Here is a 25,280-nt window from a genome sequence, read left to right on the forward strand (position 1 = left end):
GTGCGGTTCGGCCTCGAACCTCTTTCCTATAGGAAAGATACTCGGAAACAGCCGGAGCGCAACCCGACTCGCGCGATCGGGCCCCGTGCGGTCAGGCCCCGTGTGACGCGTCGGCGCGCGACCGGACCCGCACGTTGTCGATGTGCACACGCATCGCCGACACCGCCGCCGACGGGCTGATCGCGAGCGCGTCGAGGATCGACCGGTGCTCCGCCACCGCACGCGAGGTGTCGTCGTCCCCACCCCCGACGATCTGCCGCATCCGGTGCACGCGCGTGGTGATGATCTCGGACATCTCCTCGAGGAACGGGTTGTGCGTCGCGTCGAAGAGCACCTGGTGGAAGTCCCAGTCGCTGCGGAAGAAACGGGCCATGAGTTCGTCGGGCACCGTCCCGACCTCGTTCGCGGCGACCTCGGCGGCGACGTCGGACTGCACCGCGAGCGCGGCGTCGAGCCGGGTCCGGAGCGCCTGGACGTCCCCGCGCGCGGCGAGTTCGACGGCGCCGCTCTCGACGATGAGCCGGGCGTCGAACAGCGCCTCGAGCTGGTCGCCGGCGAGGGGCGGGGCGACGCGGTACCCCTTGTTCGCCTCGCGGGTGACGAGACCGGTCCGCTCGAGCTGGACGAGCGCCTCACGCACCGGCGTGGGCGAGACGCCGAGGGTCCGGGCGAGCCCGTCGATCGACAGGCGCATGCCCGGCTCGACGTCGTGGCCCATGAGGAACTCGAGCACGCGGTCGTACACCCGGTCGCGCAGTCCGAGCTGCGTGATCCGCTCGCTGCCGAACCCGGCCATGGTGCTCGTCATGGTCCGATCATAGAGAATCGACGATCACGGAAGGTGACCCGGGGCCGGACGGGAGGCCCGTGGCGGCGCCGCCACGGGCCTCCCGTCCGGCGCGTGGTCACGTCAGACCGCCGGCCGGTCCGGCACCTGCGCGAAGCGGATCGCACCGCGATCCCGCACGCGGAACCCGAGGTGCTCGTACAGAGCGATCGCACCCGTGTTGGTCGCCGCGGCGTGCAGCATCGGCGTCTCGCCGCGCTCCCGGATGCCGTGCGCGACCGCGAGCACGAGGCGCCGTCCGAGCCCTTGACCGCGGAACCCCGGGTCCGTGCACACCGCGCTGATCTCGGTCCAACCCGGCGGGTGCAGGCGCTCCCCGGCCATCGCGACGAGCCGGCCCTCGCGACGGATGCCGAGGTACGTGCCGAGCTCGATCGTGCGCGGGAGGAACGGACCGGGCTTCGTCCTGGTGACGAGGTCGAGCATCTCGGGGACGTCGTCGGGCGTCAGCTCGACCGCCTCGGAGTCCGGGTCGCCGAGGACCACCTCCCCGGTGAGCTGCACGCCCCCGGCGTCCTCCAGTTCGTGCCAGCCGGACGGCAGCACCGCGGACGGGTCGACGCGGAACCCGGCGCCGGGCCCCAGGAGGGCAGCGACGTCCGCCCAGTCCTGCTCGGCCGGGTGCACCGGGATGCCGACCCAGACCGAGACGTCCGGCAGGTAGCGCACGATCTCGCCCCGACGCTCGGCGAACCGGGCGTGGGCGCCGTTGAGGGACGCGAGCGCGGGGTTGTCGAGCATCCGCGTCGGAGTGCCGTCGTCGGCGGTCGTGAGGTCGAGGGTGCGGACGGCCGCACCGCGGGGGTCGGGTGCGAAGCCGCGGTCCTCGAGGAGGCGTCGGGTGCCGTCCGCGAGCCCGGCGGTGTCGACCACGAGCGCCGACGCGTACCGGGCGGTGGCGGTCGCGACCACGGCGTCGACGAGCGCGCCGTCGGCGCCGGGTGCGCCGTCCGCTCGGTCGTCCGTCACCCGCAGTTCGACCTCGCCCGGGTGCGTCAGTGCGCTGAGGTGCTCACCCGGGGCGCTCGACTCGACGACGATGCCGTCGCGGCGGTCGTGGCGGTCGTCGTCGTGGTCGTGGGTCCAGCGTTCGGCGCGCGGGTCGGCGGCAGCGGAACGGCGGACGGCGGACTCGGACACGGACGGGACGGTCATGGGTCCAGTCTCCGGTCGGATCGTGGTGTCCGACGAATCGTTGCGGTGCGTGACGGATACCCTGCTGGCGTGACCTCGCAACAGGCTCGTCCGCAGGTGGTGACCGTGTCGGTCGTGCTCTGGGCCGTGTGGCTCGTGGGCTGCGTGCTCGCGTCGGTGATCGGCTTCGTGGAGTTCCCGGCGAGCGCCCTCGTGACCGTGATCTCCGTCGTGCTCTCACTGGTGATCTGGGCGCTCGTCGCCTGGGCCGTGCTGCGGGTCTGGCGCGGCTCGGCGACCGCGCGCATCGTGCTCGTGGTGGTCGCTGCGGCGCGGGCGCTCCTGAGCATCGGCGACGGCGCCTCGACGCTCCTGCTCGTCGCGCTCTCCGTGGTCGCAGCGGTCCTGCTCTTCCTGCCGGCGGCGCGCCCGTTCTTCGTCCGGCGGTAGCGTCCGGTGAACCTTGGTCCCACGAAACGCGCGCGCTTCGACGAACCACCGGCCGATCGACGCGCGCAACGTCGGAACGCGCGCGTTCCGCTGACCCGCCCGGCCTAGCCCCGCGTCCGCGCCAGGCGCCGGTTCAGGGCGCCGTTCAGCAGCGCCACGAGGAGGCCCACCGCGAACACGAGGGTCCCGAAGCAGAGCACCTGCGGTGGCATCCCGGCCTTCGCGGCGCCGTACACGAACAGCGGGAACGTGACCGACGGCCCGGCGACGAACGACGTGATGACGTAGTCGTCGATCGACATCGCGAGCGCCAGCAGCCCCGCGGCGAGCATGCCCGGCGCGAGGAGCGGCAGCGTGACGAGCCGGAACGCCTGGAACGGCGTCGCACCGAGGTCACCCGCCGCTTCCTCGAGCACCTTCGACGTCCCGGCGATCCGCGCTCGGAGCACCACCACGACGTACGCGACGTCGAACGCCACGTGGGTGATGAGGATCGTCCAGAACCCGGTGCCGAGTCCGACCGACAGGAAGAACGACAGCGACGCCGACCCGACGACGATCGACGGCGCTGCGATGTCGGCGAAGACGATCGAGCTCACGATGCTGCGGCCGGGGAACCGGTAGCGCTCCAGGGCGAGGGCGAGCGGCAGACCGATCGCCACGGAGACGATCGCCGCCAGGAACGCGACGAGCACCGACGTCCCGAAGGCCGCCCCGAGCCCGGAGACGTTCCAGAGGTTCTGGTACCAGTACGTCGTGAAGCCGTTCCAGGCGAAGGTCAGGCGGTTGGTCGGAGCGTCGTTGAACGAGTACGCGACCATGGAGACGATCGGGACGAGGGTGATCGCGATGACGACCCAGTAGACGATCGCGAGCCACGGCCCGCGGCGCTGGGCCCCACGACGACGGCGCTGCGGTCGGGCGGCGGTGCCGGACGAGACGGGCGACAGGGGTGCGGTCGACCCCGGACGGGTCGGTGTGACGGCGGTCATACGAGGTCCTCGAGGTCGTCGGTGCCGGACACCCGGGCGTAGATGAACAGGATGATGCCGAGCACGACCATGAGCACGGTCGAGAGCGCCGCGGCGACGTTGTACTGCTGATTGCCGGAGTAGGCGTCCTGGATCGCCTGACCGATCGTGTACGTGTTCGTCCCGCCGAGGAGCGCCGAGTTCACCGGGTCGCCCACGCAGTCGATGAACACGAGCAGCACCCCGGCGAAGATGCCCGATCGCGACAGGGGCAGCGTGGTGTGCCAGAACGCGCGGAACTTCCCCGCGTAGAGGTCGTTGGCGGCCTCACCGAGCCGCGGGTCGATCCGCTCGAGCGCTGCGTAGATCGGCAGCACCATGAACGCGAGGTCGTTGTAGGCGTTGCCGAAGATGACCGCGCCGGAGGTCCCGAGGATGTGGAAGTCCTTCCCGGCGAGGCCGATCGCCTGCAGCGTCGTGACGACCGGCCCCTGCGACGCGAGCACGAACGCCCACATGTCGGTGCGGATCACGAACGACACCAGGAAGCTGATGAACACGAGCATGAGCAGCGGGTTCTTCCAGCGCGGCGACACCCGGAACGCGATGAAGTAGGCCACCGGGTACCCGACGAGGATGGTCGCGATCGTGGCAGCGACGCCGTACCAGAGCGACCGGAGCAGGAACGTCAGGTACGGCACCTGCGGGTCGACGAAGAGCGACGAGTAGATCCCGAAGTTCCACGTGAACGTGTACCCGTCGTCCGGGTTGCCCGACATGAGCGAGACGATGAGCCCCGACACGAGCGGGATGACGAAGAACACGCAGAGGTAGGCCGTGCCGACGATCCCGAGCAGGAACGGTACCCGGAGCCGACGACGCCCCGGCCCCGTGCCGACCCCCGCGATCGCGGCGGTCCCGACCACGGTCACGACTGCACCACCGCGTTGAAGATGCTGTTCCACTCCGAGTACTCGTCGTAGTTCTCGAACACCCGGAACTCGTGGGAGCGGGCGAGGACGTCCTCCGACGGGAACACGAGCGGGCTGTCGGCGACGGTGGGGTCCTCGAGGACGTCCCGCACGTAGTCCTCGGCTTCAGGGACCGGACAGACGTAGTTCACGTAGTCCTCGACGATCCCGGCGATCTTCGGCGTGTAGTAGAAGTCCATCCACGCCAGGGCCGACACCGGGTTCGCGGCCTGCCTCGGGATCATGAGGTTGTCGTGCCACATCATCTGGCCTTCCTCGGGGGTGACGAACCTCAGGTGCTCGAACCCGGACTGCTGCGCCTGGAACACGTCGCCCGACCAGGCCTGCGTGATCCAGGTGTCGCCGTTCTCGAGCTTGTTGATGTAGCTCTGGTCGTAGAACCCGGTGACGCTCGGCCGGAGCTCCCGCAGCCAGTCCTGGGCCTTCCGCCAGTCGGACGGGGTCGAGGTCTCGGGGTCGATCCCGTTCGCGAGGAGTCCGAGCGACCCCAGTTCGGTGTTGTCGCTCATCAGCCCGACACGACCCCGGAAGGCCGGGTCGAGGAGGTCCTGGAAGGACGTGATCTCGCGGTCGATGTACTTCGGGTTGTAGGCGAGTCCGGTGAACCCGGTCTGCCACACCACCGAGTGCTTGTTGTCCGGGTCGTACGTCGGGTCCTTCACCGAGTCACCGGCGTACTTCGCGAAGTTCGGCAGCCGCGCGTGGTCGAGTTCGCACACGAACCCGTTCTTGATCATCTGTGTCAGCTCGAACCCGTTGGTCATCACGACGAGGTCGTACCCGGTCGCGCCCTGCGCGCGGAGGATCGGTGAGACGGTCGCGTAGAACGTCGCGTTGTCCTGGATCACCGCCTGGTAGTCGACCGAGATCCCGGTGGCCTGCTCGAAGAGCTGGATCGACTCGGACTTGCCCTTGTCGGAGTCGATGTAGAGCGGCCAGTTCGCGAAGTTGAGCTGTTTGGTCGCCTTCGCGTCGGCCCAGAACCGCTGCCAGTCGACCTCGGTGCCGGCGAGCGAGGCTGCGGATCCCTTGATGCTGCACCCGGCGAGGAGCGCGGCGACGGCCGCGGCCCCGCCTCCGGCGAGGAACCCGCGTCGGCTGACGCGCGCGGACGTCAGTCCGCGGACCAGGTCGGGTCGGCTGGTCACGCGACCGCTCCTGCGGTGGCCGGTGCGGACTGGAGGCCCGGATCGCCGTGGGCGGCGACCGTCGCGTCGGACGCGGGGTGCGCCTCCAGGCCGAAGCCGTGGTCGACGCCCCACGTGAGCCAGACCTCGGTTCCTCGGGCGATCCGTGGGCCGCCCTTCGAGTTCTGCGCGAAGACGGAGACCTGCCCGGCCCCGGGGACGTCCACGAGGTACTGCGTGCTGACGCCGGAGAACGAGACGTCCACGACCCGTCCGGGCCCGAGGATGTTCCGACCGGCTTCCGGGGAGGGCTCCGCCGTGCGGATCTTGAGCTTCTCGGGGCGGACGCCGACGACCACGCGTCCGGAGGTCGCGACGGCTCGGGCGGTGGGGACCGCGAGGGTGCCGGCCTCGGTCGCCACGACGAGGAGCTCGCCGTCGGTGCCTCGGACCTCGCCCTCGAGCAGGTTCGACTGGCCGAGGAAGTTCGCGACGAAGGCGGTGCGCGGGAGTTCGTAGAGCTCCTGCGGGCTGCCCATCTGCTCGATGCGCCCGCCGTTCATGACGGCGACCGTGTCGGCCATCGTCATCGCTTCTTCCTGGTCGTGGGTGACGTGCAGGAACGTGAGGCCGACCTCGGCCTGGATCGACTTCAGCTCGAACTGCATCTGGTGGCGGAGCTTGAGGTCGAGCGCGCCGAGCGGCTCGTCGAGGAGCAGGAGCGCGGGACGGTTCACGATCGCACGGGCGAGGGCGACGCGCTGCTGCATGCCGCCGGAGAGCTGCGCCGGACGCTTCGACGCCGAGCCCTCCAGCTCGACCAGCCGGAGTGCCTCGGTCGCCTTCGTCACCGGGTCCGGGATGCGCCGTCGCTTCAGGCCGAACGCGACGTTCTCGAGGACGCTCATGTGCGGGAAGAGCGCGTAGTTCTGGAACACCGTGTTGACCGGCCGCTGGTACGGCTTCGTGTCGGTGACGTCCTCCCCGCCGATCGTGATCGTGCCGCTCGTGGGTTCTTCGAGCCCGGCGACGAGCCGCAGCGTGGTGGTCTTGCCGCAGCCGGACGGGCCGAGCAGGGCGAAGAACGACCCGGCGGGCACCGTGAGGTCGAGCGAGTCGACCGCGGTGTGGCCCGGGAAGGCCTTGGTGATCCGGTCGAGCCGCAGATCGGCCCCCGATTCGGCGAACGTGCCGGTCATTGCCATGGTGCCTCCTGCTGGTGCGCGGGTCGGGTCCGGTGGTCAGCCGGTGTAGGACATGACGTGCTTGATGCGGGTGTAGTCGTCGAACCCGTACTGCGACAGGTCCTTGCCGTAGCCGGAGTGCCGGAAGCCGCCGTGCGGCATCTCGGCGACGATCGGGATGTGCGTGTTGATCCACACGCAGCCGAAGTCGAGGTCGCGGGAGCACCGCATCGCCCGTGCGTGGTCGGTGGTCCACACCGAGCTCGCGAGGCCGTACTCGACGTCGTTCGCGAGCCGGAGGGCCTCGTCCTCGGTCCGGAAGCGCTGGACCGTCTGGACCGGACCGAAGACCTCTTCCTGCACGATGCGGTCGTCCTGACGGAGCCCGGAGACGATCGTGGCCTCGTGGTGGAACCCGCGGTCGCCGATCCGGTGGCCGCCCGTCTCGACCGTGGCGTGGTCGGGAAGGGTGTCGAGGAACGAACGGACCTGCGCGAGCTGACCGGCGTTGTTCACCGGGCCGAAGGCGGGGTCGGCGACGTCGGGGCCGGTGCGGGCGTTCGCGTGCGCCTCGGCGACGAGGGCCGCGACGAACTCGTCGTGGATGCCGTCCTGCACGAGCAGCCGGGTGGCGGCGGTGCAGTCCTGCCCGGCGTTGAAGAACCCCGCGGCGACGATCCCGGCGACGGCGGACGGGATGTCGGCGTCGTCGAACACGATGACCGGTGCCTTGCCGCCGAGTTCGAGGTGCGTGCGCTTCAGGTCGGTCGCGGCGGCACGGGCGACCTGCACGCCGGCGCGGACCGAGCCGGTGATGCTCACCAGCTGGGGAGTCGGGTGGTCGATCATCGCGGCACCGGTCGTCCGGTCGCCGAGCACGACGTTGAGGACGCCCGGCGGCAGGAACTCGGCGGCGACCTCGGCGAGCAGCAGTGTCGAGAGCGGCGTGGTGTCGCTCGGCTTGAGCACGGTCGTGTTCCCCGCGGCGATCGCCGGGGCGAACTTCCACACCGCCATGTTGAGCGGGTAGTTCCACGGCGTGACCTGCGCGACGACGCCGATGGGCTCGCGTCGGACGAACGACGTGTGGTCGGGCAGGTACTCGCCGGCGCTCCGACCCTCGAGGTTCCGGGCCGCTCCGGCGAAGAAGCGGATCTGGTCGACGGACAGCAGGATCTCGTCCTGCACGAGGGTCGCCCGGGGCTTGCCCGTGTCGAGCGACTCGAGGTCGGCGAACTCCTCGGCACGCTGCTCCATCGCGTCGGCGATCCGGAACAGGGCGAGCTGGCGTTCGCCGGGGGTGGTGTGACGCCAGGTCGTGGACGCCTCGCTCGCGGCGGCGAACGCGGCGTCGACGTCCTCGGGGGTGGAGACGGGCGAGGTGCCGTACACGTGCTCGTCGGTGGGCGCGACGAGGTCCATCGTCGCGTCGCCGCGGGCCTCGACCTGCTCGCCCCCGACGAAGTTCCGGAGCACCCGCGTGGCTGTGTCACTGTCCAGCATGGCGGCGATACTGGCACGGAATTCCCCGCTCCGGAAGAAGATTCCGCAGGTTGTGGAGAACCGTAACAACGGAAATCGTCGCGAAACATCGTGTTCACAACGAAATCCCTTGCGCGGCTCGGACGCCGCTGCCATGCTGTCCGGCATGGCGGCAGCACCACGACGTCCGGGACCGATCGACGAGACCTCGAAGCGGATCATCGAGCAACTCCAGGCAGACGGACGCCGCCCGTACGGCGAGATCGGCAAGGCGGTCGGTCTCAGCGAGGCGGCGGTCCGCCAACGGGTCCAGAAGCTCACGGAGACCGGCGTCATGCAGATCGTCGCGGTCACGGACCCCCTGCAGTTGGGGTTCCACCGGCAGGCGATGATCGGCATCCGGGTCAGCGGTGACACCCGAACCGTCGCCGACGAACTCGAACGGCTCCCGGCGGTCGACTACCTCGTGATGACCGCCGGGAGCTTCGACCTCATGGTGGAGGTCGTCTGCGAGGACGACGACGGCCTCATCGAACTGCTCAACGGCACGATCCGGGCGATCCCGGGCGTCGCCGAGACCGAGACCTTCGTCTACCTGCAACTCCGCAAACAGCTCTACGACTGGGGAACTCGATGACCATCTCCGAACCACGTGCACGCCTGGGGTCCTACGACCCGTTCGCCCCGGTGGACGACGCCGCGCTGCAGCAGAAGTCGCGCGACCACCTCTGGATGCACTTCGCCCGGCACGGCGCGAACCAGGCCGGAGCCGACGTCCCGATCATGGTCCGGGGCGAGGGGCACCACGTCTACGACAGCCACGGCAAGGAGTACATCGACGGACTCTCCGGCCTGTTCGTCGTCGCCGCCGGACACGGCCGCAAGCGTCTGGCAGAGATGGCCGCCAAGCAGGCCGAGACCCTGTCGTTCTTCCCGATCTGGTCGTACGCGCACCCCGCCGCGATCGAGCTCGCCGACCGGCTGGCCGACCACGCCCCGGGCGACCTCAACAAGGTGTTCTTCTCGACCGGCGGCGGAGAGGCCGTCGAGACCGCGTTCAAGCTCGCGAAGTACTACTGGAAGCTCCGCGGCAAGCCGATGAAGCACAAGGTGATCTCGCGTGCGGTCGCCTACCACGGCACCCCGCAGGGCGCCCTCGCGATCACCGGCATCCCGGCGATGAAGCAGATGTTCGAGCCGCTCACCCCCGGTGGCTTCCGCGTCCCGAACACGAACTACTACCGCGCCGCGGAGATGGGCTTCGCCGGCGGATCGGAAGAGGAGTTCGGCTTCTGGGCAGCCGAGCGCATCCGCGAGATGATCGAGTTCGAGGGGCCCGACACCGTCGCCGCGGTCTTCCTCGAACCGGTGCAGAACTCCGGCGGCTGCTTCACGCCGCCGCCCGGCTACTTCCAGCGCGTCCGCGAGATCTGCGACGAGTACGACGTGCTGCTGGTCTCCGACGAGGTCATCTGCGCGTTCGGCCGGATCGGCACGATGTTCGCGTGCGACACGTACGACTTCGTGCCGGACATGATCACCTGCGCGAAGGCGATGACCTCGGGCTACTCCCCCATCGGCGCGACGATCATCAGCGACAAGCTCTTCGAGCCGTTCTCCACCGGTGACACGACCTTCTACCACGGCTACACGTTCGGCGGGCACCCGGTGTCGGCGGCCGTCGCGATGGAGAACCTCGACATCTTCGAGGAAGAGGGGCTGCTGCAGAACGTCCAGCAGAACGCGCCGCTGTTCAAGGCCGAGCTCGACACGCTCCGCGACCTGCCGATCGTCGGTGACGTCCGTGGCGACGGGTACTTCTACGGCATCGAGCTCGTGAAGGACAAGGCGACGAAGACGACCTTCGACGACGCCGAGTCGGAGCGCCTGCTCCGCGGGTTCCTGTCGAAGGCGCTCTTCGACGCGGGCCTGTACTGCCGCGCCGACGATCGCGGGGACCCCGTCGTGCAGCTCGCGCCGCCGCTGACCATCGGGCAGCCGGAGTTCCGCGAGATGACGTCGATCCTGCGGAGCGTCCTGACCGAGGCCTGGACGAAGATCTGACCATGACGGGCTACCGGAGCGTCTCGTTCTGGCTCGACGCGCTCGTCACGAGCGGTCGCGACGACCTGACGCCCCGGCCCCCGCTCGACGGCGACACGACCGCCGATGTCTGCATCATCGGTGCCGGACTGACGGGTCTCTGGACCGCGTGGTACCTGCACCGGGCCGACCCGCGCCTCCAGGTCGTCGTCGTGGAACGCGAGATCGCGGGGTTCGGCGCGTCCGGCCGCAACGGCGGTTGGTGCTCGGCCCTGTTCCCGGCGTCCGCCGCGTCGATCGCGGAACGCGACGGGTGGGACGCAGCCAACGCCCTGCGCGCGGCCATGCGCGACACCGTCGACGAGGTCGGACGCGCAGCGCCCGAAGCCGGGGTCGACTGCGACTTCGTCAAGGGCGGCACCGTCCTCTACGCGCGCTCCGCCGTGCAGGAGCGCGCCGCCCGCGACGAGGTTGCGTCCTCCGCCGCCTGGGGTGACGACATGACGTACCGCGACGCACGCCCCGGCGATGCCGCCGGGTCAGCCGGCGTCGCGTGGACCCCCGACTGCGCGCGCGTGCAGCCCGCTGCGTTGGTGCGTGGCCTCGCGGCCGCCCTGGAGGCACGGGGCGTCCGGATCGCGGAGCACACGCCCGCCTCGTCCTGGGACCAGGGTCGGGTGGTCACCTCCCGCGGGACCGTCTCGGCGGGTGCCGTCGTCGTCGCGGTCGAGGGCTACGGTGCCCAGCTCGGGCAGACCCGACGCCGCGTGCTGCCCCTGTACTCGCTCATGATCGCGACGGCGCCGCTGCCCGCCGCCGTGTGGGACCGGATCGGGCTCGAGCACGGGCAGACGTTCTCGGACTACCGGCACCTGCTCGTGTACGGGCAGCGGACGGCCGACGACCGCATCGCCTTCGGCGGACGGGGTGCCCGCTACCACTGGGGCTCGTCGATCGAACCGGGTCACGACCGGGTACCGCGGGTGTTCGAGCACCTGCGGAGGGCACTCGTCGACCTCTTCCCCGCCGTGGCCGACGCTCCGATCACGCACTCGTGGGGCGGACCCCTCGGGGTGCCCCGCGACTGGTGCGCCTCGGTCACCTGGGACGGCCACGTCGGGACCGCCGGCGGGTACGTCGGCGACGGTCTGTCGACGACGAACCTCGCGGGCCGGACCCTCGCCGACCTCGTCCGCGGGGTGGCGTCGCCGCTGACCGCGCTGCCGTGGGTGAACCACCGCTCGCCGGACTGGGAGCCCGAGCCGTTGCGGTTCCTCGGCGCGAACGCCGGACTCGTGGCGACCGACCTGGCGGACCGCGAGGAAGCACTGACCGGGCGGCCGAGCCTCGCCGCACGGTTGATGGCCCCGCTGACGGGAGGGCACTGATGTCCGACGTTCCTGGTCCGGATGCCGACGTCATCGTCGTGGGGGCCGGGGTCGCCGGGCTCGCCGCCGCGCGGGCCCTGGTACAGGGCGGTCGGTCGGTCACCGTCCTCGAGGCCCGCGACCGCATCGGCGGTCGGACGTGGACCGACGATGCACTCGGCGTCCCGGTCGACCTCGGCGCCTCGTGGATCCACGGCGTCGACGGCAACCCGCTGTGGGAGCTCGCGCCCGCGCTCGGGATCGACACCGTCGAGTTCACCGTCGGCAGCTTCCAGTTCGACGGTCGCCCGATCGGCTGGCACGCACCGTCCGGTCGCCGGCTCACCGAGGCCGAGGCCGCGTCGTTCGTCGCCGACCTGCACGCCCTCGACGCCGCACTGCCCGAGGTGGTGGAACACGCGCCGCCGCCGTCCACCTACGCCAGCGCCGTGAACGCCGTCCTCCGCGACCTGCGGATCGACGGCGACCGCGCCGCTCGCGTCCGGGAGTACACGGCGCACCGCTCCGAGGACCTCTGCGGTGCACCCGTCACCGTGCTCGATGCCCACGGCCTCGACGAGGAGCACGTGCCCGGCGACGAGGTCGTCTTCCCCCGCGGGTACGGCCAGTACGCCCGCGCCCTCGCCGAGGGTCTCGACGTCCGGCTGTCCTCGGTGGTCCGGGCCGTGCGGCAGTCCCCGGACGGTGCGGCGGTCGAACTCGCGGACGGTCGGGTCGTCACCGCCGCCGCGGTCGTCGTCACCGTCCCGCTCGGTGTCCTGCAGGCAGGTGCCGTCACCTTCGAGCCCCCGCTCGGCCCTGACGTCCTCGACGCGATGGGCCGGCTCGGGATGGGCGTCTACGACAAGGTGTTCCTCCGGTTCCCCGAGCGGTTCTGGGGCGGCGACTGGGTCGTGCGGCAGCAGGGCCCGGCCGGTGTCGACTGGCACTCCTGGTACGACATGTCCCGGGTGACCGGCGAGCCGGTGCTCGCCGCCCTCGTCGGCGGTGCCGGCGCCCGGCGGATCGAGTCGCTGCCCGATGCCCTCGTCGTCGACGAAGCCGTCACCGCGCTGCGACGGATGTTCGGTCCGTCCGTCCCGCAGCCCGACGCCGTGCGCATCACGCGCTGGGCGGCGGACCCGTTCGCGCGGGGGTCGTACTCCTACCTGCACGTCGGGGCGTCCCCGGACGACCACGACCTGCTCGGCTCGCCGTCCGGCCGGGTGCAGCTCGCCGGGGAGGCCACGTGGGGCGACGACCCCGCGACCGTCCACGGGGCGCTGCTCTCCGGCCTGCGTGCGGCGGGGCGGTTGCTCGGGCGCGAGGTCGAGCCGGTCTCCCTCACCGAACCGCTTCCCACCTGACGTCTCGGACCCCGACGGGTGCCCCGCGCTGCGGAGCGCGGGACACCCGGGGCTCAGCCCTTGCGCCAGAGGTCGTGCAGGAACCGGGCCAGGGTCACGATGAACGTCGCGATCCCAACCACGGCACCTGACGGCGTCGGCGCGGTTCGTCGTCGTGCGACATGCGAACCACCTTCCGTGTCAGCGCCGGCGAACACGAAGAGCAGGGGCCGAGGGACGTGCGACCCGATCGTGGATCGGGTTACACTGGTTCCGAGATCAGGCTCGGGACCCGTGTTGTCCCTCGTTCTCCACTCGGAGAGCAAATCGAAGCCCATCGCTGTTGGCGCAGCGGTGGGCTTCATCCTTGCCCGGGCCACGTTCCGGCGATGACGCGACCCTCGAGCAGCCTACTGATGTTCCACGTTCCACCATCGCGACACGGGGCGGTCCGCTGAGAGGGTCCGCACGGGTCGCACCGCCGTGGCCCTGGGCAGCGGTGCCACACTCGGGACCGTGACGACGACGCGGCCCACCCACGAGCACGAACACCGCGCGCCGGTCGCCGTGGCCGTGCTCGTCAACCTCGCCCTGAGCCTCTTCCTGCCCGACCAGGTGCTGTTCTTCCCCTCGTGGGTCGTGCCGCTGCTCGGTGTCCTGCTCCTCACACCGCTCATCGTGTTCAACCCGCGACGACTCACCCGTGAGACCACCTGGTCCCGTTGGCTGTCCACGGGCCTCGCGGTGCTGCTCACGGTGGCGAACCAGCTCACCGTCGTGAAGACGATCGACCAGCTCCTGCACGGACACCCCGACGGCGGTGCGGTGCTGCTCACGGCCCTGCAGGTGTGGGTGAGCAGCATCATCGCGTTCGGGCTCGTGTACTGGGAGCTGGACCGCGGTGGTCCGGTCGCACGTCGGCAGCCGCAGCTCTGGGCGAGCGACGAGGCCGACTTCCTGTTCCCGCAGGAGTCCGATCCGGCCAAGGCATCGTGGCGCCCCGTGTACCTCGACTACCTCTACGTCGCGATGACGAACATGGTGGCCTTCAGCCCGACCGACACGATGCCCCTCACCGTCCGGGCGAAGATGATCATGGCCTACCAGGCGATCGGCGGCTTCATCCTGCTCGCACTCGTCATCTCCCGCGCGGTGAACATCATCTCCTGACCCCTTGTGCTTGTTGATCGTAGGGTCAACAATGGCGCCATGGACGTCATCACCGCTGCAGACCAGCCGTCTCCCCTGCGCGAGGACACCGGGACCGCCCGTCGCCGGGTCCGTGTCGCGCTCGTCCAGACCCGTTGGCACGAGGATCCCGACGAGCACGGCAGCGTGCTCGCCGACGGGATCGCCTCCGCGGCGGCGAACGGAGCCACCGCCGTCTTCCTGCAGGAGCTCACGCTCTCCCGGTACCCCGCTGACGTGCCGGCGGACGGGGTACCGAAGAACGGGGCAGAGTCGCTCGAGGACGGCCCGACCGTGTCCTTCGCACGCGAGCAGGCCCGGCGTCACGGCGTGTTCATGCACGCGTCGCTGTACGAGCGACCTGCCGGTGACGACCAGCCGGACGACCCCCGTGGCTACAACACCGCGGTGCTCGTCGGCCCGGACGGCTCCCTCGTCGGACGGACCCGGAAGACCCACATCCCGATCAGTGCCGGCTACTACGAGGACACCTACTTCCGGCCGGGCCCCGACGACGACGCGTTCCCCGTGTACGACCCGGAAGGCCTCGGCGTGCGGGTCGGGCTCCCCACGTGCTGGGACGAGTGGTTCCCCGAGGTCGCGCGGTCCTACGGGCTCGCCGGTGCGGAGGTCCTCGCCTACCCGACCGCGATCGGGTCCGAACCGACGTTCCCCGACTTCGACACGGCGCCGGTCTGGCGGCAGGTCATCGTCGCGAACGGCATCACCGCCGGGCAGTTCATGGTCGTGCCGAACCGCTGGGGCGACGAGGGCGCGATCACGTTCTACGGCTCGTCGTTCATCTCGGACCCGTTCGGCCGGGTGCTCGTCGAGGCTCCGCGCGACACCGACGCCGTGCTCGTGGCCGACCTCGACCTCGACGCCAGGACCGAGTGGCTCCGGCTCTTCCCGTTCTACGTCACGCGGCGTCCCGACCTCTACGCTCCACTGACCGACCCGGTCGACCGCCTGCGTGACGGGTACGGCGCCGACGAGGCGATCCGTGCCTCCCTGGCGGGTACCGCCACCCCGCACCGGGCCGACGGCCCGCAGACCGCGGCGGCACGCGCGTGACCTGGCGGATGCCGGCGGAGACGGCGCCGCAGGACCGCACCTGGATGGCCTTCCCCCGCCCGGGCGCGACCCTCGGCGACGACGCGGCGAGCGCCGATGCCGCCCGGACGGCATGGGCCACGACGGCGAACACGATCGCCGAGTACCAGCCCGTCACGGTCGTCGTCGACCCGGTCGCCCGAGCGGACGCAGCACGCCTGCTCTCGGGTGCCGTCGACGTCCTCGAGGCGTCGCTCGACGACTTCTGGATGCGGGACATCGGCCCCACGTTCGTACTGGGTGACGACGGACGACTCGGTGCGGTGGACTGGGTGTTCAACGGGTGGGGCGCGAACGCGTGGTCGACCTGGACCCGTGACGCACGGATCGCCGCCACGGTCGCCGAGACCGCCGGCGCCGAACGGATCCCGTCGCTCCTCGTGAACGAGGGCGGGGCGATCCACGTCGACGGCCGGGGCACGGTGCTGGTCACGGAGACGGTGCAGCTCGATCCCCGACGGAACCCGTACGCGGACCACGCCCGCGTCGAGGAGGAACTCGCACGGACCATCGGCGCGTCCGAGGTCGTGTGGCTGCCGCGTGGACTGACCCGGGACTACGACGGGCTCGGGACCCGCGGGCACGTGGACATGGTGGCGACGTTCGCTGCGCCGGACGTCCTGCTCCTGCACGCGCAGCCGGATGCCGACCACCCGGACCACCTGGTGATGCCGCAGGTCCGGGCGGCGCTCGAACGCGTGACGGACGCCGCGATCGTCGAGCTGCCGGCACCGGCGACGCTCGCCGACGGCGACGGCCCGGTGGACTGGAACTACGTCAACCACGTCGTGATGAACGGCGCCGTGATCGCGTGCGCCTTCGGTGAACCCGCGGCCGACGACCGGGCTCGCGGGATCCTCGCGGACGTGTACCCGGGGCGCGAGGTGCGGTCGGTGGACGCGCGGGAGGTCTTCGCGCGTGGGGGCGGACTGCACTGCATCACGCAGCAGCAGCCGAGCGTCGGCGCGCACTGACACCGCTGACGCACCGACCGGACACGAGCGCCTGCTGCGGTCAGTCCCCGGACGGCGCCAACCCGATCCGCGACTGCATCCACGCCAGCCCCGCGGCGAGCGCCGCCCGTGCGGTCGTCCAGTTGTGCCGGTCGCCCGGCACCTCCCAGGTCGCGACGTGCATGCCGGCGGCCCGGGCCCGAGCGGCCTGGACCGGCATGACGGGCCCGTAGGTCGAGTCGAGTCGGCCGACCGCGAAGAACGCGTTCGTGTCCCGGTAGGGCGCGTTCGCCCGCATCAGGGCCGCTGGCTGCGCGGCGAGGTACGCGGCGCGGCTGCCCCCGAAGCCGTCGGCGATCGTCTTCGCTTCGCTGCCGAGCGTCGGACCGTCCTCGCCGGAGACGTCGATCAGGTTGCCGAAGCGGGAGGGGTCACCGGCACCGAGCTGGATCGCGCAGGTCCCGCCCTGGGAGAACCCACCGATCGTCCACGCCGACGCCGCGGTCTGCACCTTGAGGTGACTCGTGATCCACGCGGGGACGTCCTTCGTGAGGTAGGTCCGGCTGTTGCCGAGCTTCCCGTCGACGCACATCGGGTTGGCGGACTGCGGACCGAGCTGGTCCGGCACGACGACGATCGGCGCGAGCCCGCGGTCGACGGTGGCGAGGGCGTCCATCGTCTCCTCGATGTGTCCGCCGCTCTGCACGTCGTTCGGTCCGGCGCCCTTGGACTGGCCGGAGAGCAGGACGTCGACCGGCAGGTGCGGCGGGTCGGCGGTGAGGGCTGCGGGTGGCAGGTACACGAGGGCCTGTCGCGCTGCGAAGTGGGACGTCGTCGCGGGGATCGTCTCGTGCAGCAGGCGCCCCTGCGTCGGCATGTCGAGGGGAGCTGTCCACGACGTCGCGAGGTCGAGGCTGCTCGGCGCGGTCGAGCCTCCGGGCGCCTCGCTGGCGGGGATGCCGAGCGACGACGTCGGCACCGGCGTGTACGTCGGGACCGGTCGTGGCGAGGCCGAGGCCGTCGCCGGCGTCGTGACCTGCGCCTCCGACCGTGCCGCCGCGTGGCTCGCCGTCCAACCGCCGAGTCCTCCGACGACCAGCCCGACGACGAGTCCCCCCGCGAGTCCACCGGCGAGCAGGGCTCCACCACGTCGTTGCCGGGGGGTGCTGGGTGTGCGTGCCATCGGTCGTCCTCGTCCTGCGTGCGCTCTCGTCGGAGGTGCTTCTCCGGCCGCGAGCGTAGGGACCGGGTCCGGGAACTCGCTGCCGTCCGGCGACGGTCGGCTGAGGGTCTTCCCCGCCCACCTTCAGCGACCGTCGGGCGTCCTCCGAGCAAGCGACATGACGTACAACCGACACCGCCCCCGTGTACTCGACGGCGTGCCCGGCGCGCTGGCCGTCGTCGGTATCGTCTGCGCACCGGGTCGCTCCGAACGAGCATCCCGGTACCCGTACCGGTCGGGGCACCGTCGCCCCGACCCCGGCCCCGCGGCCCGGCCGCGAGCAGGAGGGAACGACCCTTGGCAACACCGACCCTCGCCACAGCGGCGTCCGGCTCGACCGCCCGTGGCGGTTCCCTGAAGCGGAGTCTCGGCCTGTGGGCCATCGTCGGACTCGGCCTGGGCTACATGACCCCGACGGTCGTGTTCGACACGTTCGGCATCGTGTCCGACGAGACGAACGGCGCCGTGCCGAGCGCCTACGTCATCGCGCTCGTCATCATGCTCCTGACCGCGGTCAGCTACGGGAAGATGGTGCGGGTCTACCCGGCGGCCGGTTCGGCGTACACGTACGTGCGGGAGTCGATCCACCCCAACGCCGGCTTCATGGTGGGCTGGGCCTCCCTGCTCGACTACCTGCTGCTGCCGATGGTCAACGCGCTCATCATCCGGCTGTACCTCGAGCAGGTGTTCCCCGCGCTGCCGGCGTGGGTCACGGTCGTCGTGTACACGCTCTTCGTCACCACCGTGATCTGCCTCTCCATGCGCGGCACCTCGAACCTCAACATGGTCCTGCTCGTCGGCGCGATCCTCGCGATGATCGCGTTCGTCGTGTTCGCGGTCATCGAGCTCGTCCGCGGTGCCGGAGCGGGCACCGTCGTCAGCACCGAGCCGTTCGTGCACGACGGCGTGACCATGACCGCCCTGCTCACCGGCGCCACGGTGGTGTGCTTCTCGTTCATCGGGTTCGACGCCGTGACGATGTACACGGAGGAGGCGAAGAGCATCCGGATCATGCCGAAGGCGATCCTGCTCACCGTCCTGCTCGGCGGCCTGATCTTCCTGGTGTCCGCCTACTTCGCACAGCTCCGGTTCCCGACCAACGCGCCGTTCGGGGAGTTCACCGACGACCCGCTGCCGCAGATCGGGCTGCTCGTGGGCGGTCCGGTCTTCCAGGCGGTCCTGGTCGCCGCGGGCTTCGTCGCCGCCCTGGCGTCCGGGCTGGCCTCGCACGCGAGCGTCGCGCGCATGCTGCTCGTGATGGGCCGGAACAACGTCCTGCCGAAGAAGGTGTTCGGCTACGTGAGCCCCCGCACGCGCACGCCCGTGCCGAACATCATCATCGTCGGTGCCGTCACGCTCCTCGCGATGACGTTCTCGCTCGACACGATCTCGTCGTACATCAACTTCGGTGCCCTCATCGCGTTCACCTTCGTCAACCTGACCGTCATCGTGCACTTCGCCTGGCGCCAGGGTCGTCGGCACACCGCCCGCGACCGCTTCGCCTACATCGTGCTGCCGGGTGTCGCGATGCTCCTGACGGGTGTTCTCTGGTCTCAGCTGCACGCCGACGCGCTCATCGCCGGCGGGGTGTGGGCCGCGATCGGGTTCGTGTACCTGCTGGTCATCACGAAGGGGTTCCGGATCCAGCCGAGGGGCTTCGACGAGAACCAGCCCGTGACCGGCGTCAACAAGCAGCTCACCGACGAGCACCGACAGGAGACACGATGAACGACACCGCCACCACCTACGCGGTGACCGACCCGACGTCCGGCGAGGTCCTCGCCACGTTCCCGACGATCACGGACGCCGAGCTCCAGCAGGCGATCGCCGCCGCCGACCGGACGCACGCGGACTGGGGCCGGTCCACCACCGTGGCCGACCGCGCCGCCCTCCTGCACCGGGTCGCCGAGCTCTACCGCGAGCGACGCGAGGCCCTCGCGACCACGATCGTGCGCGAGATGGCGAAGCCGATCGACCAGGCGTACGGCGAGGTCGACTTCTGCGCCGACATCTACGACTACTACGCGGACCACGCCGAGGACTTCCTCGCCGATCAGCCGATCACGCTGGCGGAGGGCAGCGAGGGCAGCGCCTTCGTCCGCAAGTCCTCCGTCGGCGTGCTGCTCGGCATCATGCCGTGGAACTTCCCCGCGTACCAGATCGCCCGGTTCGCCGGCCCGAACCTCGTCATCGGCAACACGGTCCTGCTCAAGCACGCTCCGCAGTGCCCGGAGTCGGCACTCGCGATCGAGGCGGTCTTCCACGACGCCGGGCTCCCCGAGGGCGCCTACACGAACGTCTTCGCCACGAACGACCAGGTCGCCGACGTCATCGCCGACCCGCGCGTGCAGGGCGTGTCCCTCACCGGCTCCGCCCGGGCGGGTGCCGCCGTGGCCGAGATCGCCGGCCGCAACCTCACGAAGGTCGTGCTCGAGCTCGGCGGGTCGGACCCGTTCATCCTGCTCTCGACCGACGACCTCGACGCCGTGGTCGAGTCCGCCGTCGCCACCCGACTGGAGGGCAACGGCCAGGTCTGCAACGCCGCGAAGCGCTTCCTCGTCGCGGACCACCTGTACGACGACTTCCTCGCGAAGTTCACCGCTGCCATGTCCGCCGTGGAGCCGACCGACCCGAGTATCTCCGGCGCAGAGCTCGGCCCGCTGTCCTCGCCGACCGCGGCCGACCGGCTCGAAGCGCAGCTGGCGGCTGCGGAGGAGCAGGGCGCCACGGTCGTCACCGGGGGCGAGCGCCGCGGTAACGCGTTCACGCCGACCGTGCTGACGGGCGTCACGTCCGACAACGACGCCTACCGCGAGGAGTTCTTCGGTCCCGTCGCGGCCGTGTACCGGGTCGCCGACGAGGACGCCGCGATCGAGCTCGCGAACGACACTCCGTTCGGCCTCGGCTCGTACCTCTTCACCACCGACGCCGACCAGGCGCTCCGGGTCGCCGACCGCATCGAGGCCGGCATGGTCTACGTGAACATCGTCGGCGCGGACAGCCCCGAGCTGCCGTTCGGCGGCGTCAAGGCGAGTGGCTTCGGGCGCGAGCTCGGCCCCTTCGGGGCCGACGAGTTCGTCAACAAGAAGCTCATCCGCATCGGCTGACGGTCCGACCGGAGTGGCTACAGGTTCGCGTCCCGCTGCTGCTCATCGGCGCACGATCCAGGATCAGTTGTCGTAGTCGCAGGACGCGCTCGCGTACTGGCCGGTGGCAGTGTTCTTCGAGACCTGCTTGCCGTCGACGGACACCGTGCAAGTCACCGAGTCGCCGGTCTGCCCGTTCGTCGCCGTGACCGTTCCGAACGTGTCACCGTGAACCGTCAGGGTCTTCGAGAAGGGGAGCTTGGGGTTCGAAGCCTGCTCAGACCCTCCGTCGGTGGAGTAGGAGATGTTCGCGTCGGTCGAGTTCCCGGTCACCTCGACCTTGACGGTGTGTTCCTTGTCGAAGGCGTCCGCGGATGCCGACGAGATCGACTTCGAAACGCTGTCGAGTGCCGATGAGTAGAGGGCCTGGGTCGACAGCCCGACGATGACGGAGAGCGCGCCGAGGACGACACCGGTGATGGCGAGCCCACGGCGACGGTTCTTCACGATCAATCCGACGATGCCGAAGATCAGAGCAATGATGCCCAGGACGATCGAGACGTTGTTGACGATGGGGATCGCGCAGCCGACGATCGCCACGATTCCGACGATCAGGGCGACCAGTCCGAAGGGGTTGCCACGCTTCTGGTGGTCGGGAGTGGGCTGCTGCTGGTAGGGGGCAGGCTGGCCGGGGTACGGATACTGCTGTTCGGGAACGTTACTCATAGCCGACAAGTTGTCAGGTCCGCTATCCCCTGAGTAGCCCCAAAGCAGGTCGAGCCGTGCCCTGGTCCTCCACAAGCCCGGAACGGCGCGGAAGCGGAGGTCGCCGAGAGGGCAACCTCACGACCGTGGATCCAGCGGCATTCGCGTCCTGCGGCTACTCCGCCGTGCTCCGCCCCGTCGGGGCCAACGAGTTCGGCACAAGGCGCTCATCCGCCCCGGCTGATGGCCCGACCGGACCAGCGCCGGACAGAAGGCGCGGTGTCAGCGACTCGCTCCCTCCCGGCTCAGTGGCGCGCCTCGCGCAACACTTCACGTCGCCGCCGGGCGGAGCAATCCCGTGTTTATACATCGGGTTGTATAATCGCGGTACCGACAGCAGGAGGCATCATGACGGTCACGACGATCGACCTCGACCAGGCCGTGCTCGACATGGCCAAGCAGCTCACGGGAGCGCGGACGAACCGCGACGTGGTCAACCGAGCCCTCCAGACCCTCATCGCGGTGCGCCAGCAGCCCGCCGCGGTCGAACGGATCATCAGCCGGGGCTTCTCCGACGACCAGACCGTCGGTTCCGTCGTCCACTACGACGCTCCCGGCCACCCGTCTGACGCCGCGTGAGCGCCTACGTCGTCGACAACTCGGTCTGGTGGAAGGCGCGGAAGTTCGCCGGGATCGCTTCGCGGCTCCGAGAGGTCGCGACCCGAGACCTCATCCTGACCTGCCCACCTCAGGTCCTCGAGTACTGCTTCTCGGCTCGGAACGCCGCGGAGCACGACGAACTGATGTCGGACATGCAACTGTTCTTCCCGGCTGACGTCCATCCGAGCGGGCGTGACGTGCTGCGGGTGCAGAGTGCCCTCTGGAAGGGAGGCTACGTGCGCGGCGCCGGGGCGATCGACACCGCGATCGCGTCGTACGCGATCGCGAACGACGCGATCGTCCTCTCGGCCGACCGCGACTACGAGCACATCGCCGCGGTCGTGCCGGAATTCCGCCTGGAGTACCTGCCCGAACGCTGACGGTCCGATCGGACCAGCAACGGACGGGAGGCGCGGTGCCAGCCGGCACTCCTCCCTCGCAGGCTCGGTCGCCCCGCCCCGCGCAACGCTTCGCGTTGCCGCTGAGCGGGGCGCGCTCCCGTCCTTCCCGTGGTCTAGACCAGCGCCGTGAACGACGCGTCCCGCACCAGCACGGTCGCGGCGTCGCCGCCGACCGCCTGCTCCTGGTCGCTCGACAGCCCGAGGGCCCAGCTCCCGCCGCCCGGCTTCTCCGGCAGCGTGAACTCGACGGTCGTGTCCGAGGCGTTGAGGAGCACCGCCACGGTGTCGTCGCCGCGGGTCAGCACGAGCGTGACCGCCCGGTTGCCCCCGTCGGCCCAGTCGGCGTCCTCGAAGCCCTGCGCGTCGGCTCGGAGCACCTGCACGGTCGAGTCGGAGTCACCGGGGGCGGTGCGATACCACTCGGGGCGGAGCGCCGGGTGCTCGCGGCGGAAGGCGATCGCAGCCGTCGTGAACGCGAGGAGGTCCTGGTCGGCGGCGGCCCAGTCGAACCAGGAGATCTCGTCGTCCTGGCAGTACGCGTTGTTGTTGCCCCCCTGGGAGCGCGCGATCTCGTCGCCGCCGAGGATCATCGGGATGCCCGCCGAGAGCAGCAGCGTGCCGAGGAAGTTGCGGCGCTGGCGGTCGCGGTAGTCGTTCACCGCGCCGTCGTCGGTCGGCCCCTCGACCCCGCCGTTGAACGAGGTGTTGTCGCTCTCGCCGTCGTTGTTGTCCTCGCCGTTCGCCTCGTTGTGCTTCTCGGCGTACATCGTCAGGTCGGCGAGGGTGAAGCCGTCGTGCGCGGTGATGAAGTCGACGGAGCACAGCGGCGAGCGCCGGGACCCCTCGTACACGTCGGGGCTGCCGAGGACGCGCTGGACGGCCTCGCCGAGGGTGCCCTCGTCGCCGCGCCAGAACGCGCGGAGGTCGTCACGGTACTTGCCGTTCCACTCCGACCAGTCCGCGGGGAACCCGCCCACCTGGTAGCCCGCGGTGTCCCACGGCTCGGCGATCATCTTGACCTCGCGGAGCACCGGGTCCTGGTGGACGATGTCGAGGAACGCGGAGTGCTTCTCGGCCTCGCCGTCCTGCCGGGTCAGGGTGGTGGCGAGGTCGAAGCGGAAGCCGTCCACGTGCATCTCCTCCACCCAGTAGCGGAGTGAGTCGGTGATGAGCCCGAGTGCGGACGGGTGGGACACGTTGAGGCTGTTGCCGGTGCCGGTGGTGTCGAAGTAGTTCGCCTCGTCACCCTCGACCAACCGGTAGTACGCCGGGTTGTCGATGCCCTTGAACGACAGCGTCGGGCCCATGTGGTTGCCCTCGGCGGTGTGGTTGTAGACGACGTCCATGATGACCTCGAGCCCGGCGGCGTGCAGGGCCTTGACCATCTCCTTGAACTCGGTCACCTGCTGCCCGGCGGTGCCGGAGGAGGAGTACTCGTCATGCGGGGCGAAGAACCCGATGGAGTTGTAGCCCCAGTAGTTCCGGAGGCCCTTGTCGGCAAGGGTCGAGTCCTGGACGAACTGGTGCGTGGGCAGGAGTTCGACGGCGGTGACGCCGAGGTCGGTGAGGTGCTTGATCGCTGCCGGGTGCGCGAGGCCGGCGTAGGTGCCGCGGATCTCCTCGGGAACGTCGGGGTGCTGCTTCGTGAACCCCTTGACGTGCACCTCGTACACGACGGTGTCGGCGTACGACGTCCCGGGTCGGGTGTCGCCGGCCCAGTCGAACGCACGGTCGGCGACGACGGACTTCGGCATCGCGCTCGCGGAGTCGGTGTCGTCGAGCTGGTCCGGCTGCTCCATGTCGTGCCCGAACAGTGCCTGGCCCCACTCGTACGTGCCGTCGATCGCGGTCGCGTAGGGGTCGAGCAGGAGCTTTGCCGGGTTGTGCCGCAGGCCGTTCGCGGGGTCCCACGCACCGTGCACGCGGAAGCCGTAGCGGGTGCCGACGGTGACGTCCGGGACGACGTCGTGGAAGGTGTACCCGGTGCGGTTCGTGAGTTCGGTGCGGTGTTCGGTGCCGTCCTCGTCGAAGCGGCAGAACTCGACGCGCTCGGCGGTGCTGGAGAAGAGTGCGACGTTCGCGCCGCCGTCGACGAGCGTCACGCCGAGCGGTGTTCGGGAGGAAGTGGTCATGTCGTCCTTGTACCGGTCGGTCACTGTGACCTGTGCCGGACGACGTACCCCGGGCGGGTCGGCCGGTCGTAGGATCGGCTCGTGACCACCGGTGCTCCGCGCTCCCGCCCCGCCCTCGTGACCGCTGCCGTCGTGCTCTGGCTGGTGGTGTTCGCCGTGCAGGCGGTGGCCCACGCCGTGCGGATCGGCGCCGAGGCCCGTGAGTTCGGACCCTGGTCGGTGATCCCGGTCGTCCTCGGGTTCGCCGTGCTCGGCTTCTTCGCCTTCGGAGCCCTCCGCCTCGCCCGTGGCTCGGGGCGGGCACGCTTCTGGCTGGCCGTCCTCGGCGCGCTGTCGCTGATCGGCTCCTTCGCGCCGCCGTACGGCCTCACCACGGCCGAGGGGGTCGCGTCCGCTCTCGCCGCGACGCTCCCGTACCTCCCCGCCGCGCGTGGTTGGTTCCCGCCGCGTGCTGCCCGCGCCCCGAAGCCGCAGCAGCCTCGGGTGGTCGGGTGGGACCCGGAGACCGGCGAACCGGTCCGCGCGAGCGAGTGATCGTCTAATCCGACTGCGGGTCCTCGGGCTCGCCGCCCGAGTCGTGGTCGCTGTCCTGCGAGGGGTCCTCGGTCGCGTCGCCCGACGGCGATCCGTCCGGCAGGTCCTCGGTGTACTCGCGCTCGGCGTCGGACGGCTGGCTGCTGCTCGTGTCGCTCATGGCCGGGACGCTACGCGCGGCGCGCGTCATGCTCTTCAGGCGACCGAGAGACGGGCGGGGGGGGGGGGGGGGGGGCCCCCCCCCCCCCCCCCCCCCGCCGCCCCCCCCCCCCCGCCCCCCCGGCCCCCCCCCCCCGGGGCGGGCGCCCCCCCCCCCCCCCCCCGGCGCCCCCCCCCCCCCCCG

24 protein-coding genes are annotated in these 25,280 nt (G+C 70.6%); 13 read left to right on the forward strand and 11 right to left on the reverse strand.

What is annotated here, in order from left to right; all coding sequences use genetic code 11:
- Positions 1-91: 91 nt before the first annotated feature.
- Complete coding sequence (locus ACIPYW_RS05370; protein WP_400411476.1) at positions 92-808, reverse strand: GntR family transcriptional regulator; 717 nt, start codon at positions 806-808, stop codon at positions 92-94.
- A gap of 102 nt (positions 809-910) precedes the next feature.
- Positions 911-2,002 (reverse strand): GNAT family N-acetyltransferase, encoded by a 1,092-nt coding sequence (locus tag ACIPYW_RS05375; protein WP_400411478.1) that lies wholly within the window; start codon positions 2,000-2,002, stop codon positions 911-913.
- Positions 2,003-2,071: 69 nt separating this feature from the next.
- Between ACIPYW_RS05375 and ACIPYW_RS05380 the strand changes: the two genes are divergently transcribed.
- Positions 2,072-2,431 (forward strand): hypothetical protein, encoded by a 360-nt coding sequence (locus ACIPYW_RS05380; RefSeq protein ID WP_400411481.1) that lies wholly within the window; start codon positions 2,072-2,074, stop codon positions 2,429-2,431.
- A gap of 104 nt (positions 2,432-2,535) precedes the next feature.
- Here ACIPYW_RS05380 and ACIPYW_RS05385 read toward each other — a convergent pair whose 3' ends face one another.
- From ACIPYW_RS05385 to ACIPYW_RS05405, 5 genes are read right to left on the reverse strand one after another with little or no spacing between them, the layout of a single operon-like run.
- Complete coding sequence (locus ACIPYW_RS05385; RefSeq protein ID WP_400411483.1) at positions 2,536-3,423, reverse strand: ABC transporter permease; 888 nt, start codon at positions 3,421-3,423, stop codon at positions 2,536-2,538.
- Complete coding sequence (locus ACIPYW_RS05390; RefSeq protein ID WP_400411485.1) at positions 3,420-4,328, reverse strand: ABC transporter permease; 909 nt, start codon at positions 4,326-4,328, stop codon at positions 3,420-3,422. Before ACIPYW_RS05390 ends, ACIPYW_RS05385 begins: the two co-directional genes overlap by 4 nt.
- A gap of 2 nt (positions 4,329-4,330) precedes the next feature.
- Entirely contained in the window at positions 4,331-5,542 is a 1,212-nt protein-coding gene (locus ACIPYW_RS05395; RefSeq protein ID WP_400411487.1) for a PotD/PotF family extracellular solute-binding protein, read from the reverse strand.
- Positions 5,539-6,726, reverse strand: a complete 1,188-nt coding sequence (locus ACIPYW_RS05400) for an ABC transporter ATP-binding protein (protein WP_400411489.1) — start codon at positions 6,724-6,726, stop codon at positions 5,539-5,541. Before ACIPYW_RS05400 ends, ACIPYW_RS05395 begins: the two co-directional genes overlap by 4 nt.
- A gap of 36 nt (positions 6,727-6,762) precedes the next feature.
- Positions 6,763-8,208 carry a gamma-aminobutyraldehyde dehydrogenase gene (locus tag ACIPYW_RS05405; RefSeq protein WP_400411492.1) on the reverse strand — a complete coding sequence of 482 codons (1,446 nt, stop codon included), beginning with the start codon at positions 8,206-8,208 and terminating at the stop codon, positions 6,763-6,765.
- A gap of 133 nt (positions 8,209-8,341) precedes the next feature.
- Here ACIPYW_RS05405 and ACIPYW_RS05410 point away from each other — a divergent pair, with 133 nt between their 5' ends.
- From ACIPYW_RS05410 to ACIPYW_RS05440, 7 genes are all read left to right on the forward strand, one after another.
- Entirely contained in the window at positions 8,342-8,824 is a 483-nt protein-coding gene (locus ACIPYW_RS05410; RefSeq protein ID WP_058724777.1) for an Lrp/AsnC family transcriptional regulator, read from the forward strand.
- Positions 8,821-10,251 (forward strand): aspartate aminotransferase family protein, encoded by a 1,431-nt coding sequence (locus ACIPYW_RS05415; RefSeq protein ID WP_290133333.1) that lies wholly within the window; start codon positions 8,821-8,823, stop codon positions 10,249-10,251. The genes ACIPYW_RS05410 and ACIPYW_RS05415 overlap by 4 nt, the downstream gene beginning before the upstream one ends.
- Positions 10,252-10,253: 2 nt before the next feature.
- On the forward strand, positions 10,254-11,618 hold the full coding sequence (locus ACIPYW_RS05420) for an NAD(P)/FAD-dependent oxidoreductase (RefSeq protein WP_400411495.1): 1,365 nt from the start codon (positions 10,254-10,256) through the stop codon (positions 11,616-11,618).
- On the forward strand, positions 11,618-12,964 hold the full coding sequence (locus tag ACIPYW_RS05425; RefSeq protein WP_400411497.1) for a flavin monoamine oxidase family protein: 1,347 nt from the start codon (positions 11,618-11,620) through the stop codon (positions 12,962-12,964). The genes ACIPYW_RS05420 and ACIPYW_RS05425 overlap by 1 nt, the downstream gene beginning before the upstream one ends.
- A 495-nt stretch (positions 12,965-13,459) precedes the next feature.
- Complete coding sequence (locus ACIPYW_RS05430) at positions 13,460-14,113, forward strand: hypothetical protein (protein ID WP_400411499.1); 654 nt, start codon at positions 13,460-13,462, stop codon at positions 14,111-14,113.
- A gap of 39 nt (positions 14,114-14,152) precedes the next feature.
- Complete coding sequence (locus ACIPYW_RS05435; RefSeq protein WP_400411501.1) at positions 14,153-15,205, forward strand: nitrilase-related carbon-nitrogen hydrolase; 1,053 nt, start codon at positions 14,153-14,155, stop codon at positions 15,203-15,205.
- Entirely contained in the window at positions 15,202-16,218 is a 1,017-nt protein-coding gene (locus ACIPYW_RS05440) for an agmatine/peptidylarginine deiminase (protein ID WP_400411503.1), read from the forward strand. The genes ACIPYW_RS05435 and ACIPYW_RS05440 overlap by 4 nt, the downstream gene beginning before the upstream one ends.
- A gap of 40 nt (positions 16,219-16,258) precedes the next feature.
- Here ACIPYW_RS05440 and ACIPYW_RS05445 read toward each other — a convergent pair whose 3' ends face one another.
- Positions 16,259-17,380 (reverse strand): alpha/beta hydrolase, encoded by a 1,122-nt coding sequence (locus tag ACIPYW_RS05445; protein ID WP_400411505.1) that lies wholly within the window; start codon positions 17,378-17,380, stop codon positions 16,259-16,261.
- A 411-nt stretch (positions 17,381-17,791) separates the two neighbouring features.
- Between ACIPYW_RS05445 and ACIPYW_RS05450 the strand changes: the two genes are divergently transcribed.
- Both ACIPYW_RS05450 and ACIPYW_RS05455 read left to right on the forward strand, forming a co-directional pair.
- Complete coding sequence (locus ACIPYW_RS05450; RefSeq protein ID WP_400412519.1) at positions 17,792-19,147, forward strand: APC family permease; 1,356 nt, start codon at positions 17,792-17,794, stop codon at positions 19,145-19,147.
- The gene (locus ACIPYW_RS05455) at positions 19,144-20,526 is read left to right on the forward strand and encodes an NAD-dependent succinate-semialdehyde dehydrogenase (protein WP_400411507.1); all 1,383 of its coding nucleotides are present in this window, start codon (positions 19,144-19,146) and stop codon (positions 20,524-20,526) included. Before ACIPYW_RS05450 ends, ACIPYW_RS05455 begins: the two co-directional genes overlap by 4 nt.
- 63 nt (positions 20,527-20,589) lie before the next feature.
- Here ACIPYW_RS05455 and ACIPYW_RS05460 read toward each other — a convergent pair whose 3' ends face one another.
- Positions 20,590-21,231, reverse strand: coding sequence for a DUF308 domain-containing protein (locus tag ACIPYW_RS05460; RefSeq protein WP_400411509.1), 642 nt, complete (start codon positions 21,229-21,231; stop codon positions 20,590-20,592).
- 387 nt (positions 21,232-21,618) lie between these two features.
- Between ACIPYW_RS05460 and ACIPYW_RS05465 the strand changes: the two genes are divergently transcribed.
- On the forward strand, positions 21,619-21,849 hold the full coding sequence (locus ACIPYW_RS05465) for a type II toxin-antitoxin system VapB family antitoxin (RefSeq protein WP_400411511.1): 231 nt from the start codon (positions 21,619-21,621) through the stop codon (positions 21,847-21,849).
- Entirely contained in the window at positions 21,846-22,250 is a 405-nt protein-coding gene (locus tag ACIPYW_RS05470) for a VapC toxin family PIN domain ribonuclease (protein ID WP_400411513.1), read from the forward strand. Before ACIPYW_RS05465 ends, ACIPYW_RS05470 begins: the two co-directional genes overlap by 4 nt.
- A gap of 134 nt (positions 22,251-22,384) precedes the next feature.
- Here ACIPYW_RS05470 and glgX read toward each other — a convergent pair whose 3' ends face one another.
- The gene (gene glgX / locus ACIPYW_RS05475) at positions 22,385-24,403 is read right to left on the reverse strand and encodes a glycogen debranching protein GlgX (RefSeq protein ID WP_400411516.1); all 2,019 of its coding nucleotides are present in this window, start codon (positions 24,401-24,403) and stop codon (positions 22,385-22,387) included.
- Between the two features lie 81 nt (positions 24,404-24,484).
- Between glgX and ACIPYW_RS05480 the strand changes: the two genes are divergently transcribed.
- Entirely contained in the window at positions 24,485-24,937 is a 453-nt protein-coding gene (locus tag ACIPYW_RS05480) for a hypothetical protein (protein ID WP_400411518.1), read from the forward strand.
- A 4-nt stretch (positions 24,938-24,941) separates the two neighbouring features.
- Here ACIPYW_RS05480 and ACIPYW_RS05485 read toward each other — a convergent pair whose 3' ends face one another.
- Positions 24,942-25,097 (reverse strand): hypothetical protein, encoded by a 156-nt coding sequence (locus ACIPYW_RS05485; RefSeq protein ID WP_400411520.1) that lies wholly within the window; start codon positions 25,095-25,097, stop codon positions 24,942-24,944.
- Between the last annotated feature and the right edge of the window lie 183 nt (positions 25,098-25,280).

The organism is Curtobacterium sp. NPDC089689 (assembly GCF_044749145.1).
In the GTDB taxonomy this organism is placed as follows: Bacteria; Actinomycetota; Actinomycetes; order Actinomycetales; family Microbacteriaceae; genus Curtobacterium.

Coding starts and splice junctions, on each gene's coding strand:
- ACIPYW_RS05370 (WP_400411476.1), bottom strand. CDS start 808: ATGACGAGCACCATGGCCGGGTTCGGCAGCGAGCGGATCACGCAGCTC.
- ACIPYW_RS05375 (WP_400411478.1), bottom strand. CDS start 2,002: ATGACCGTCCCGTCCGTGTCCGAGTCCGCCGTCCGCCGTTCCGCTGCC.
- ACIPYW_RS05385 (WP_400411483.1), bottom strand. CDS start 3,423: ATGACCGCCGTCACACCGACCCGTCCGGGGTCGACCGCACCCCTGTCG.
- ACIPYW_RS05400 (WP_400411489.1), bottom strand. CDS start 6,726: ATGGCAATGACCGGCACGTTCGCCGAATCGGGGGCCGATCTGCGGCTC.
- ACIPYW_RS05405 (WP_400411492.1), bottom strand. CDS start 8,208: ATGCTGGACAGTGACACAGCCACGCGGGTGCTCCGGAACTTCGTCGGG.
- ACIPYW_RS05410 (WP_058724777.1), top strand. CDS start 8,342: ATGCTGTCCGGCATGGCGGCAGCACCACGACGTCCGGGACCGATCGAC.
- ACIPYW_RS05415 (WP_290133333.1), top strand. CDS start 8,821: ATGACCATCTCCGAACCACGTGCACGCCTGGGGTCCTACGACCCGTTC.
- ACIPYW_RS05420 (WP_400411495.1), top strand. CDS start 10,254: ATGACGGGCTACCGGAGCGTCTCGTTCTGGCTCGACGCGCTCGTCACG.
- ACIPYW_RS05425 (WP_400411497.1), top strand. CDS start 11,618: ATGTCCGACGTTCCTGGTCCGGATGCCGACGTCATCGTCGTGGGGGCC.
- ACIPYW_RS05435 (WP_400411501.1), top strand. CDS start 14,153: ATGGACGTCATCACCGCTGCAGACCAGCCGTCTCCCCTGCGCGAGGAC.
- ACIPYW_RS05445 (WP_400411505.1), bottom strand. CDS start 17,380: ATGGCACGCACACCCAGCACCCCCCGGCAACGACGTGGTGGAGCCCTG.
- ACIPYW_RS05455 (WP_400411507.1), top strand. CDS start 19,144: ATGAACGACACCGCCACCACCTACGCGGTGACCGACCCGACGTCCGGC.
- ACIPYW_RS05460 (WP_400411509.1), bottom strand. CDS start 21,231: ATGAGTAACGTTCCCGAACAGCAGTATCCGTACCCCGGCCAGCCTGCC.
- ACIPYW_RS05465 (WP_400411511.1), top strand. CDS start 21,619: ATGACGGTCACGACGATCGACCTCGACCAGGCCGTGCTCGACATGGCC.
- glgX (WP_400411516.1), bottom strand. CDS start 24,403: ATGACCACTTCCTCCCGAACACCGCTCGGCGTGACGCTCGTCGACGGC.
- ACIPYW_RS05485 (WP_400411520.1), bottom strand. CDS start 25,097: ATGAGCGACACGAGCAGCAGCCAGCCGTCCGACGCCGAGCGCGAGTAC.